This window comes from Psychrobacter halotolerans, assembly GCF_039680845.1.
In the GTDB taxonomy this organism is placed as follows: domain Bacteria; phylum Pseudomonadota; class Gammaproteobacteria; order Pseudomonadales; family Moraxellaceae; genus Psychrobacter.
Window position 1 is genome coordinate 281,952 of record NZ_JBDKWD010000004.1, and the last position, 12,524, is coordinate 294,475.

The following is a 12,524-nucleotide window of genomic DNA, read 5'->3' on the forward strand; positions in this document are numbered from 1 at the left end:
AAAGGAGCTTTCTTATGCCTTATGACAAACTATCAGACTTGCCGCCTGAGGTAAAAGATAACTTGCCCAAACATGCGCAAGAAATCTTTCGAGCCGCCTTTAATAGTGCAAGCGACCAATATGATGAGGAATCTCGCTGGTTCGCGACTGCATGGGCAGCCGTTGAAAATGTTTATGAGAAAAACTCTGACGGCGAATGGGTAAAAAAACCAGATCACAAATAAATAGGTGTTACAATTAATCCAAAATAAAAGTAGTACATAGTGCTCTCATATTTTACTGGTCTAGATTTTGCTTGCTGGCTGTTCTTAAGCCTGACAGAGGTTTGGCAAAGTTTATCCCAGTAAAATGGTGCTCTTTTAAAATGGATTAACTATATTGCCTTATTTTGACTTAAAATTTTTAACCATTCTAACTATACAAACTACCTATAAAAAGCAGGCGGTCATTGCTATAAAGCTGTGATTTTGAGAACCTTGCTGATTCGAGCTTATCTATGATTGAAGCTATTATTTTTGCGATTACTATTGTCCTGCCCAACCTTGCTCTAATGGGGTTGGGTTTTTTTATGCAACGCCGCGGTCAAGCCAGCCAAACCTTTATTGACCAATCATCAAACTTTGTTTTTAATTATTGCTTGCCTTGTCTGCTATTTTTTAGTGTGGCTGATAGTAATGTTGATTATGCAAAGCAAATCACTCTGATAGGGGTCGGCATCCTTGTGACTTTTACCTTGTTTATTGGTGCAGAGATCTACGCCAAATACTTTATTAGCAAACCTGCTGATCAAGGGGTATTTGTACAAGGCATTTTCCGTAGCAACATGGCCATTATAGGTTTAGCAACCGTTTACAATGCTTATGGCGATGCAGGTTTAAGTATCGGTGCTGTCTATATGGGCGTGGTCACGATACTATTTAATATTTTAGCAGTGATTACGTTAAGCCGCGTGTCTAAAAGTGTGGATGATACGTGGAGCAGCCGCATTATTATGGTTTTCAAAAAATTGACGACCAATCCGCTAATACTGGCATTGTTGGCAGCATTTGCTTATAAAGCACTGGGGTTACCCCCAATTACAGGCGTCATACATGTTACTGGTGATTTACTTGCCGCAGTGGCATTGCCATTAGCGCTGATTTGTGCCGGAGCCAGTATCGATATGAAGTCAATGCTGCGTCTGTCGGGATTATCGATGCAAGCCAGTATTGGTCGTATCATCGTTGCCCCATTGGTAGCTATTGCTATTGGATTGGCTTTTGGCTTATCAGGGGTACACATGGGCGTACTATTCTTGATGGTAGCATCGCCAGCCGCCGCCGCCAGTTATGTCATGGCAAAGGCAATGGGCGGCAACGATGTGCTTGCAGCAAATATTTTGGCATTTACCACCGTAGTAGGGATGTTTGGTATGGCATTTGGGGCGGCGATATTACGTGCTTTAGGGCTTATGTAGCAACTTTTGTATTCTATAATAAAAGAAAAAGTTTAGTCGTTTCCCCATAAAAAAACCCTCTGATCCAATCGGAAAAGAGGGTTTTTGCTATTTTAGATTATCTCGTTTGCGCTTATCGGCAAGACGCTGCTTACGTTTTGGGCTAACTCGATAGGTAAAATAAACACCAGCTATTGTTACTACGAACACTGCTGCAACGTACAAAAATATCGATGAACCCATAAAAGTAGAAAATTCCATGACCTTTTTCTCGTTGTAGTTTATCAACAATTATGCAATTGCTTATCAAGGTTGTAAAGTAAACAAGTTTAGCTGAGATGTAAGTTCAAGTGAACGCAAACGCGCTGTCTGGTCATGGACATTGGCGGTAACAATCAACTCATCTGGCTGATGGGTGGCTATGAATGCAGCAAGTTTGGGTTTAACGGTTTCAACTGATCCGATAAAAGACACAGATAACGCGTTATCGACCATCATTTTTTCTGCTTGACTCCAAATACTGTCCATATCATGCGTCGGTTTTGGCATTTGACCAGTTTCACCGCGACGTAAACGGACGAAGCTTTGTTGGGCTGAAGTAAAGTGATACTGTGCCGTAGCATCGTCATCGGCAAGCAACAAGTTTGCAGCCAGCATCACATAAGGCTTATCCAAATAGGCAGAAGGTTTGAACTGCTCACGATAGGCGGCAATGGCTTGCGACAGCATTTGCGGCGCAAAATGAGAAGCAAACACATAAGGAAGTCCAAAGTGTGCGGCTAAAGTCGCTCCAAAAAGAGAAGACCCTAAAATCCAAATAGGAACATTTGAATTCGCGCCAGGGAATGCCTGCACAGGACTGCCATCCGTATCATTTCCCAAAAAATACATCAGCTCTTGTACATCTTGTGGAAAACGCTCAGCATCCTTCATTTGACGACGTAGCGCCTGAAACGTTGCGCCATCAGTACCGGGCGCACGGCCCAATCCTAGATCAATACGGTCACCATATAAAGCGTGCAAGGTTCCGAATTGCTCAGCAATAACAAGCGGCGCGTGGTTGGGTAGCATGACGCCACCTGCACCAATACGTATGCGCTTGGTTTGACTACCAATGTGCGATAGTAGTACGGAAGTTGCGGCACTAGCGATGCCCGGCATGTTGTGATGTTCTGCCATCCAGTATCGATTTAGACCGACTTTTTCTGCTTGCTGTGCCGTCTCAACCGTTTGAGCGATGCCTTCAGCGATAGTTTTACCTTCAGGAACAGGTGCTAGATCTAAGAAAGATAGGGGGATTGTATTACTCATAAAGTATCCGATAAAGTATTCATTATTTTCTCTTGATATGATCACTGTGGCTAGTAATTTCAAGTCAAGTGACAACGCAGTAAGAAATCATAACAAATGAGCGTGAGTTATTTATACCTACTATAACGAGGACAAAATACCAATTTTAATTATCGTTGTTTCATAAAAAAAGCAGACGACATAAGTCATCTGCTTTTTATTAGAATTGTTCTTTTTTGGAAGTACCCCATCTTAAAAAACAAAACTTTTAAAACGGGGTAAAATCAATAAAACATCAATTTATAAACTGCTCTTAATTACTTAGCAAGTTTATAAGCCAACACATAATCACCGATCTTCGTACCCACTGAACCATGTCCACCTGCAACCAATACGACCATCTGCTCGCCTTTAGAGTTTAGATAAGTCATGGGCGTGGCTTGACCACCGGCTGGAATACGCACATTCCATAGCACATCGCCATTTTTTAAATCATAAGCGCGGAAGTTGTTTTCAGTAGCAGCGGACAAGAAGGCGACACCACCTTTGGTGATGATAGGTCCACCGATACCAGGAACACCCAGCTCAAACTTCAATGGAATTGGAGACAAGTCTTGTACCGTACCATTTTTACGTTGATAGGCAATCTCGCCTGTTGCTAAGTCAGCACCCGCGATCGTACCCCATGGTGGCTGCTGACACGGTATACCTAAAGGTGATAAGAAGGGTCCAAGCTCGACTGCATAGTCTGCGCCTTCGTTAGCATTAACCCCTTGCTCTCCTTTATTGGTTTCGGCATCACCAAGCGTATCTTTAGGAATAAGTTTTGATTTAAATGCCAAATAGGTTGGCATACCAAACATCACACCATTTTCAGGATCAACAGCAAGGCTGCCCCAGTTAAAGGTACCGAAGTTTCCAGGATAGACCAAACTACCGTTCGTCGATGGTGGCGTATAACGACCATCATAGTTAAGTTGATTAAACTCAATACGGCACATCATTTGATCGATAAGACTTCCACCCCACATGTCTTTTTCAGTCAAAGGCTCAGGCTCAAAGCTCAAACCAGAGTATGGTTGTGTTGGAGCAGCATGTTCACCTGCAACCAAGTAACCTTGTGGTGCTGCACGTTCTTTAATCGGTACGATTGGCTCGCCTGTTTCACGATTCAATACATACACATCGCCTTGTTTGGTAGGAACAACAAGGGCAGGTTGAACGCCACTATCAGTATTTAAGTCAATCAAACTTGGCTGAGCAGGGGTGTCCATATCCCAAAGATCATGATGGACAAATTGTTGAACCCAGCGCGCTTCCCCTGTTGCAATATCTAAAGCAACAACAGACGTCGCATACTTCTCTTCAGCGGCATTTCGGTAGCTGCCTAATTGATCTGGTACACGATTGCCCATCGGGAAATAAACCAAACCAAGCTCTTCATCCGCACTGGCCGTTGACCATGAGTTTGGCGAACTGGTTTTGTATGTCTGACTTGGGTCATTAACATCGAAAGGCGCAGTGTTGTCAGGATCGCCTGAATCCCAGTTCCACAATAGCTCGCCAGTATTGACATTATAAGCACGAATCACACCAGAAGGTGAGTTAACATCGTAGTTATCATTTACTGCACCCGCCACAACAATCGTATCACCTACGACGATTGGTGGAGAGGTTGAATAATAGTAGCCATCTTGTTTGAATGGCATATTGTGCATCAAATCTAACGAACCATCTTCACCAAAATTCTGACAGCGTTGCCCAGTATTTGGATCAAGTGCATATAGCTTAGCATCAGAGGTTGGTATGAATATCTTGGCATCGCACTGTTTAGAGGCGTTTTCAAAGGTATTACCAGCCACTTTTTGTGCCATCACATTGCTGGTCGCAGTCGATTGAGTGGCAACAGCTGCATTAGTAGCATTATTGCTGTCTGCTTGATCATTAACTGCTGGAGGAGTGTTACCTATGCCAGCTTGACCAGCATAGTAAGACACACCACGGCAGGTTTGATGCTGACGCTGTAGGTCTCCTGATATTTTAGGATCAAACTTCCATAATGTTTCACCAGAGTCGGCATCTAAAGCCAAGACCCAATTATGCGGTGTACATACATATAGTGCGTTACCAATTTTGAGAGGGGTTACCTCGTAAGTGGTCTCACCAGTATCACCAGGACCTTTCATATCCCCAGTTTGAATTTGCCAAGCCAGTTCTAAGTCTTTGACATTATCAGTGTTGATTTGAGTCAAAGGAGAGTAGCGTTGCCCGTAGTCAGTACCACCATACGCGCTCCATTCACCCTCTGGCGTTTGCTGACCATTTGATAATGGATCACCAAGATTGGCAGAAGTGGCGTTTTGATCACCATCATCTTTGGCAGTTAAGCCAAGTTCGCCTAATTTATCGGTGGCATTATTAGCCATACTACCGAAAGAAATCAGTGCACCCACAACCACACTAGCCAGCAATCCCCAATAGTAAAGCGGATTCTTTTTAGTAGTAACTGTGGTTCTTGGACTATGAGCGGTGTCTGTTGCTACTTGAGTATGAGCACCGTTCATCTTTTTAGAGACCCACGGCAGAAGCATCAGTAGGCCAAAGATTAGCGGGAAGCCCAAGCGAGTTGCCAGCGCCCACCAATAAAAACCAGATTCCCAAAGCGCCCACACCAGCGTCACAACGATAAATATCGCGTAAACTCCGTAAGCGCTCCAATGTTTTTTGAACAATAAAAATGCGGTCGCTAACATCATAATGCCAGCAAAGAGATAATAAGGACTTCCGCCTAGAGAGAGCAGATAAGCGCCGCCGATAAGCAGAGGGACGGCAAAAACTCCCATAATAATCGCTACGAATTTTTCCATGAGCGGTACAACCTGTTTACATAAAAGCAAATGGACATGCACTGATTGACACCCAGTACAATTGAATGTCTAGGCGTCCATCAATACATGCATAAATAACAAATCAAACGCAGAATCACGTTTTAGACGTTATTTTATCACTTATACATAAGCTCGGTAAAGTTACTGTAAGTTAACAACCGTTTGACAGGCTGGGCATAGGTTGTATTTAGTTATCAAATTGCTTTTGACACAGCTCCATAAAGGCGCGTCCATATTGACGAATTTCAGCATCGTCTCGTACTGCCATCCAGCTGGTAAAACGTCCGAAATGATCGACAGGAATGGCCGTTAAGTTCTGATAATGACTGGGCTCAAACGCCATCTCAGCGATGATGCCGATACCCAAACCAAGACCAACGTAGGTGCTAATCACATCGGCATCAAGCGCAGCTAGTACAATATCAGGCTCCAAACCTGCGTTCTCAAATGTCTTGTCAATGGCGCCGCGTCCTGTAAAACCGCCGTGATACGTTACAATGGGATAGCTGGCAAGGGTCGGTAGGTCAACTGACTCTTGGTTGGCAAGCTCATGATCGCTTGGCACAATAACACGGTGCGTCCAGTCGTAATATCGATAGCATCTAAGATAATTGTTATGCAATAAAGACTCGGTGGCAATACCAATGTCGGCTTGTCCACGAATGACCATCTGAGCAATGGTTTCAGGATCGGCTTGTTGTAGGATTAAATTGACCTTGGGAAAACGCGCTTTGAACTCTTTGACCACTTTTGGCAAGACATAACGTGCCTGTGTATGCGTGGTGGCGATAGTGAGGGTGCCGATATTTGGATTGTTAAAATCGAGACTGAGGTTTTCAATGGTACGAATTTCAGCAAAGATAGATTCGATGTGTGGCATGAGCGCTGTGCCCATAGTGGTAAGGCCAGTCAAGCGCTTGCCTTGACGAATAAACACCTCGGTTTTTAATTGATTTTCAAGCGCGGCAATGTGCTTTGATAAGCTTGATTGACTGGTATGCAATACTGTTGCTGCTTGACTTAAGTTATAGCCATTGATCACCGTATGCCATACCGTCTCCAACTGTTTGAGCTGAATTTGTAAGTGCCGCTGATTGACCACTACATCGATTGCCATAACTTAATCCTATCGTGTAAATATACAAACCCCGTCTGTATACATAAAATAAAAATGTGAAAATAATCCGTGAGAGACCAGTGTAAAACAAAGCTATTATTCTTGTATATAATAAATAGCTATCAATTTATAGTTATTGGGAATATAGAGATTTTAATATGAAAAATCAGTTCCAATCTCGCTCTCTCATTTCTTGTATCCATTTTATTTAGAATCAACTATACACAAAAAAACAGCTGCCTTCTAAAAGACAGCTGTTTAATAAGGGAGCTAATCGGTTATATGTTACTTGGCTACATCACGTAGGCAAACTGGGTAGCTGTATTTAACGTGATTAGGCAACATCAAAACGATCGGCATTCATCACTTTGTTCCAAGCTTTAATGAAATCTTTGACAAACTTTTCTAAGTTGTCGTCTTGTGCATAGAGCTCAGCGTAAGAACGTAATATAGAGTTAGAACCAAAAACTAAGTCCACACGGCTTGCTTGCCATTTGGTTTTGCCTGTGCCGCGTTCGCGTATTTCATACGTGTTAGCCGTATTGCTTTCGTCAGCATCGGTTCTGACTGGATGCCACGTGTAGCTCATGTCCGTTAAGTTGACAAAGAAGTCATTGGTCAGCACACCTGCGCGATCTGTGAAGACGCCATATGGGCTTTGACCATAGTTGGTATCTAAAACGCGCATACCGCCGATCAGGACGACCATTTCAGGTGCGGTTAATCCCATTAATTGGCTACGATCAAGCAACATCTCTTCTGGAGACACTGCATAGTCGTGTTTGACCCAATTGCGATAGCCATCGTGTAAAGGCTCTAAGTCAGAGAATGATACGTCATCTGTCATGTCCTCAGTCGCATCACCGCGACCTGCTTTGAACGGTACAGTAACTTCTACACCCGCATCGATTGCTGCTTGCTCAATGGCCGCATTACCCGCCAATACAATAAGGTCAGCCAAGCTAACGTCTTTTTCAAACTCGGCTTGAATGCGTGTCAGTGTCTCAAGCACGCGTTGCAATTGTTCTGACTCATTGGCTGTCCAGTCTTTTTGCGGTGCCAAACGAATGCGAGCGCCGTTAGCGCCGCCGCGATAGTCGGATGCGCGGAACGTACGAGCGCTATCCCATGCCGTAATAATCAATTCGCGGCGACTCAGATCGCTAGCCAATATTTGCGATTTTAGTGTGGCAATGTCTTCATCTGTTAAGTCAGCATTACCAGTTGGAATAGGATCTTGCCATACAAAGTCTTCCGCTGGCACGTCTGCCCCTAAGTAGCGAGATTTAGGCCCTAAATCGCGGTGTGTCAGCTTGAACCAAGCTTTAGCAAATACTTCGTCGAAGTAGTTGGGCTCGCGGTGAAACTTCTCAGAAATCTCACGATAAATAGGGTCTTTGATCAATGCCATATCGGCATCAGTCATGATAGGATTGCGGCGGACATTAGGGTTGTGTGCATCCAATGGACGATCTTCTTCTTTAATGTCCGTCGGCTCCCACTGCCAAGCGCCTGCTGGACTTTTGGCTAGCGCCCAGTTATGGCCTAAAAGTAACTCAAAGTAGCCGTGATCCCATTGAGTTGGGTTGGTGGTCCATGCGCCTTCAATACCGCTGGTGACGGTATCGCCAGCGTTACCATTGCCTTTAGGATTACGCCAACCTAAGCCTTGCTCTTTGACATCAGCGGCTTCTGGCTCATCTTCTAATACCGTGGCATCCCCATTACCATGACACTTACCTACGGTATGACCGCCTGCCGTCAAGGCAACCGTTTCTTCATCGTTCATGGACATACGGCCAAACGTGGTACGCATATCCTGAGCGGTTTTTAATGGATCAGGATTGCCATCGACCCCTTCAGGGTTGACATAAATCAAGCCCATTTGTACCGCTGCTAACGGGTTTTCGAGTGTGGCGCGGTCTTCATCGTTGTCATAACGGTTTTCGGTAGGGGCAAGCCATTCACGCTCAGAACCCCAATAGATGTCTTTTTCTGGATGCCATATATCAGCGCGACCACCAGCGAATCCCAAGGTTTTAAAGCCCATCGATTCATAAGCCATGTTACCGGCCAAAATCATCAAATCTGCCCAAGACAGCTTGTTGCCGTATTTTTTCTTAATAGGCCACAATAAACGGCGCGCTTTGTCTAAGTTGACGTTGTCCGGCCAACTATTTAACGGGGCAAAGCGTTGATTGCCCGTATTAGAGCCACCGCGTCCATCCGCATTACGGTAAGTGCCAGCCGAGTGCCACGCCATACGAATCATAAGGCCACCATAATGACCCCAATCTGCTGGCCACCATTCTTGCGATTCGGTCATTAAGTTTTTTAGATCTTGTTTAACGGCTTCTAGATCGAGCTGCTTGAACGCTTCAGCATAATCAAAATCTTCGCCCATGGGGTTCGTTTTTTGGTCGTGCTGATGCAATATATCTAAATTCAAACTGTTCGGCCACCAGTCGGTTGCGGCTGAGGCGTTGGTAGTGTGGGCTTGATGCATGACAGGACAGCCGCCCATACTAGGACGCTGCGGTGTATGCGCGTGATCAACGTTTTCACTATGAATCGTTGGACCTTGGTCGTCACCTTGGTCATAAGTGGTGTTGGTTGGCGCGTCAGAGTTGTTGCCTGCGTGGTTCACAGGACAACCCGCCGTATCTTGCGTGGCATTTTTATCAGTGGGCGTATTATTTGAGCTAGACATGGTATTACTCCTAGGTGATATAGATTAAAGGTCAATCACGACAATCATTATTTATAGATAGAGCATAACCAAACACCATTAATTTATAAAACCAATTTATAAAAACAATAAGTTTTAAATAACAAATCATAAGAATGCAACATTCATAGCATTCTTAATGTACCACTCCAGTTGCCCCAAACGATAAGTTAATGCAAAAATATCTAGTCAAGGTAGAGGTTCTCAAGTACCATAACTGGATTTTGTTGTGATAAGTGTGTTGGTGCAACGTTGGGCAATTTTTATCAATCCTTGTTGGTGATAAATCCTTATAATGATTGATAAAAATTGTGCACAGTTGTGTTCTTTGTTTCAAGTGTTGGTGAGTTACTATGTCTGCTGTCAAATCTGCGCCACCCGATCAACCAATTGTCAAAAAATCATGGGGAGAGGCGGCAAAAGCCTATCTCGATCGACGTGCTATTATTATGTTGTTTTTGGGCTTTGTCGCTGGCATTCCAATTCTACTTATTTTTTCAAGTTTATCATTGTGGCTGCGTGAAGCAGGTATTGACCGCAGTGTTGTGACCATGTTCAGTTGGGCGGCACTGGGTTATTCGTTCAAGTTTATTTGGGCGCCTTTGGTCGATGCAGTACCTCTACCTATCTTGACCAAATGGCTGGGTCGCAGACGTAGTTGGATTTTAGTGGCTCAACTACTGATTATTCTGTCAATTTGTCTGATGGCAAGCGTTAACCCAATTGATGAAAGCAGCCTGATATGGATGGCAGTGGGTGCCGTATTGCTCGGGTTTTCTTCTGCGACGCAAGACATCGTTGTTGATGCCTACCGTATTGAGCTTGCGCCGCCCAGTCTACAATCTGTTTTATCAGCAATGTATACGGCAGGTTATCGCTTAGGTATGATCGTTGCAGGTGCAGGCGCTTTATATTTGGCTGACTATTTTGGTTCGACTGAGACGCTTTATAGCTATGAGGCTTGGCGCAACACGTATTGGATTATGGCAGCAGTGATGGGTGTGGGGGTCGTGACCACGCTAATCATTCGTGAACCAGTAAGTGAGCAAGTACGTGTGCCACGTCAGACATCAGATTATACGCGTTTGGTTTTGGTATTTGCCTTGTCAGTAATTGGGTTTGTCATAGTATTTGCCAATATTGGTGCTGTATTGCCTGAAACTGAGAGTGCGTTAATTGGCTTCTTGATTGAGATTGTACATTTGGCTTTGAGTTTGACGACAGCATTAGTCATCGGTTATGGCCTAGTAAAAGTAGGAATGGTTAAAGAGGAAGTAGCAAGGGCGACTTGGATTGAACCTATTGCAGATTTTTTCCGTCGCTATGGCAAAAAAGCATTGCTATTATTGGCACTGATTGGTCTCTACCGCATCTCCGATATCGTCGCTGGCGTGATCTCCAACGTCTTTTATCAAGACATGGGCTTTAGCAAGACAGATATTGCCAATGCTGTTAAATTAGTCGGGGTCATCATGGTGATTGCTGGTGGTTTTTTAGGCGGTTTGATGGCCCAAAAGCTGCGTATGATGCAAGCGATGATGGTTGGGGCGATTTTGGCCTGTGTGACCAATTTATTGTTTGTCTTACTGACCTATCATGAGGGCAGCTTACCCGTTCTGTATTTGGCCGTGATTTTTGATAACTTGGCAGCAGGGTTGGCCAGTGCGGTATTTATTGCTTTCTTATCAGCATTGACGTCTATTCGTTTTACTGCGGTACAATACGCCATATTCTCATCGCTTATGACCTTGCTGCCCAAAGTTTTGGGCGGTTACTCGGGTACTATCGTTGATAACATGGGTTATCCGTTTTTCTTTATCTTTACTTTTGCCATCGGTATTCCAATTTTATTGCTGATTTATCTGGTCGATAAGCACATTGTCATTGGTGATAATGACGATATTTATGGCGACGATGATGACAGTGGTGACAATGAGGACAGCCATATTGGTAATAAATTAGCCAAGGCCAATCCCAACTTGACGGATACTAAAGAACCACCACGCGCCTCAGAATAGTAAATATAATATTCCGCTCATTACCGACTGTGTTTTTAAGAGTTATCTATGACATCATTGACCATTCGTCAAATAAAGCAGCAGATTCAGCAATTGATGAGTACAGAATCCGCTCGGGAATGGCCATCTTTTTGGCTAACGGATTGGTTATTACATGTCATTGATAAACCTAATCTGTTTTTGATCACTGATGAAGATTATAAGCTGACAGAAAGTGAGCAGCAGCAGTTCGAAGCTGGTGTGATTAAGATGCAAGAGGGGACACCGCTTGCTTATTTAACCGGTCAGCAAGCCTTCTGGTCGCTTAACTTTATGGTTAATAAGCATACCTTGATCCCTAGACCAGATACTGAAATACTAATCGAGCAGGTACTGGATTGGATCAATGCTCAGCCAACTCAGGCACAGAGTAAGTACTTACTCGACTTGGGTACAGGCTCGGGTTGTATCGCTATTAGTCTTGCTCATGAATTGAAAAAAGAGAATTGGCAGGTGGTCGCTGTTGATTTGTCATCAGAAGCGCTTGACGTTGCCCAGCATAATGCAACACTCAATAGTGTGGACAATATCGAGTTTATACAAAGCAGCTGGTATGACAAGCTGTCTATACATGATCAACCGTTATTCGATGTCATTGTCTCAAACCCTCCTTATATAGATGAAGCAGACGAGCATCTGGCACAACTAAAGGCTGAACCAATCAGCGCGTTGAGTGCGCCCAATCATGGTTTGGGAGATATCGAACAGATTGTTCAGCAAGCAACAAACCACTTATGTAAAAATGGTCTGCTGGCTATTGAGCACGGCTATGATCAAGGCGCTTCCGTCCGTCAGTTGTTTTTGGATCATGGTTTTGAATCCGTCGTGACAGTGCAGGATTATGGCGGTAATGATCGCGTGACGCTTGGTCAGAGTCAATAAGCAGACAGCTGACATTTATCGCTTTAGTAGATGACCATAGTCGAAGCTTTTTTAACCGCTAGTCTCTATTAAGTATTAGTCAGGTTTTATCATAATAAAGTTGTTTAATCATAGGTTTTAAATAAGT

The 12,524-nt window shown here is 44.0% G+C and carries 8 protein-coding genes; 4 read left to right on the forward strand and 4 right to left on the reverse strand.

Annotation, left to right across the window (positions count from 1 at the left end; translation table 11 throughout):
* The first annotated feature begins 14 nt into the window (after nucleotides 1-14).
* Nucleotides 15-224 (forward strand): ChaB family protein, encoded by a 210-nt coding sequence (locus AAJP47_RS09510; RefSeq protein ID WP_346717676.1) that lies wholly within the window; start codon nucleotides 15-17, stop codon nucleotides 222-224.
* 272 nt (nucleotides 225-496) lie between these two features.
* A complete protein-coding gene (locus AAJP47_RS09515; protein ID WP_346717677.1) occupies nucleotides 497-1,456 on the forward strand; it encodes an AEC family transporter in 960 nt (319 codons plus the stop codon).
* A 285-nt stretch (nucleotides 1,457-1,741) separates the two neighbouring features.
* On the opposite strand, the gene AAJP47_RS09520 is transcribed toward AAJP47_RS09515, so the two are convergent.
* The 4 genes from AAJP47_RS09520 to katG form a co-directional block, all read right to left on the reverse strand.
* Nucleotides 1,742-2,746 carry an LLM class flavin-dependent oxidoreductase gene (locus AAJP47_RS09520; RefSeq protein ID WP_346717678.1) on the reverse strand — a complete coding sequence of 335 codons (1,005 nt, stop codon included), beginning with the start codon at nucleotides 2,744-2,746 and terminating at the stop codon, nucleotides 1,742-1,744.
* Nucleotides 2,747-3,042: 296 nt separating this feature from the next.
* Nucleotides 3,043-5,592, reverse strand: coding sequence for a membrane-bound PQQ-dependent dehydrogenase, glucose/quinate/shikimate family (locus tag AAJP47_RS09525; protein WP_346717679.1), 2,550 nt, complete (start codon nucleotides 5,590-5,592; stop codon nucleotides 3,043-3,045).
* 208 nt (nucleotides 5,593-5,800) lie between these two features.
* Entirely contained in the window at nucleotides 5,801-6,730 is a 930-nt protein-coding gene (locus tag AAJP47_RS09530) for a LysR substrate-binding domain-containing protein (protein ID WP_346717680.1), read from the reverse strand.
* 334 nt (nucleotides 6,731-7,064) lie between these two features.
* On the reverse strand, nucleotides 7,065-9,254 hold the full coding sequence (katG, locus tag AAJP47_RS09535) for a catalase/peroxidase HPI (RefSeq protein WP_346717789.1): 2,190 nt from the start codon (nucleotides 9,252-9,254) through the stop codon (nucleotides 7,065-7,067).
* A gap of 557 nt (nucleotides 9,255-9,811) precedes the next feature.
* On the opposite strand from katG, the gene AAJP47_RS09540 reads away from it, so the two are divergent.
* Entirely contained in the window at nucleotides 9,812-11,476 is a 1,665-nt protein-coding gene (locus AAJP47_RS09540) for an AmpG family muropeptide MFS transporter (protein ID WP_346717681.1), read from the forward strand.
* Between the two features lie 48 nt (nucleotides 11,477-11,524).
* Nucleotides 11,525-12,397 carry a peptide chain release factor N(5)-glutamine methyltransferase gene (prmC, locus tag AAJP47_RS09545; protein ID WP_346717682.1) on the forward strand — a complete coding sequence of 291 codons (873 nt, stop codon included), beginning with the start codon at nucleotides 11,525-11,527 and terminating at the stop codon, nucleotides 12,395-12,397.
* Nucleotides 12,398-12,524 lie beyond the last annotated feature (127 nt).

What these genes read in the sequence shown, in the direction of transcription:
- katG (WP_346717789.1), bottom strand. Translation starts at nt 9,254, where the DNA reads ATGGGCGGCTGTCCTGTCATGCATCAAGCCCACACTACCAACGCCTCA.
- AAJP47_RS09540 (WP_346717681.1), top strand. Translation starts at nt 9,812, where the DNA reads ATGTCTGCTGTCAAATCTGCGCCACCCGATCAACCAATTGTCAAAAAA.
- AAJP47_RS09525 (WP_346717679.1), bottom strand. Translation starts at nt 5,592, where the DNA reads ATGGAAAAATTCGTAGCGATTATTATGGGAGTTTTTGCCGTCCCTCTG.
- prmC (WP_346717682.1), top strand. Translation starts at nt 11,525, where the DNA reads ATGACATCATTGACCATTCGTCAAATAAAGCAGCAGATTCAGCAATTG.
- AAJP47_RS09515 (WP_346717677.1), top strand. Translation starts at nt 497, where the DNA reads ATGATTGAAGCTATTATTTTTGCGATTACTATTGTCCTGCCCAACCTT.
- AAJP47_RS09520 (WP_346717678.1), bottom strand. Translation starts at nt 2,746, where the DNA reads ATGAGTAATACAATCCCCCTATCTTTCTTAGATCTAGCACCTGTTCCT.
- AAJP47_RS09530 (WP_346717680.1), bottom strand. Translation starts at nt 6,730, where the DNA reads ATGGCAATCGATGTAGTGGTCAATCAGCGGCACTTACAAATTCAGCTC.
- AAJP47_RS09510 (WP_346717676.1), top strand. Translation starts at nt 15, where the DNA reads ATGCCTTATGACAAACTATCAGACTTGCCGCCTGAGGTAAAAGATAAC.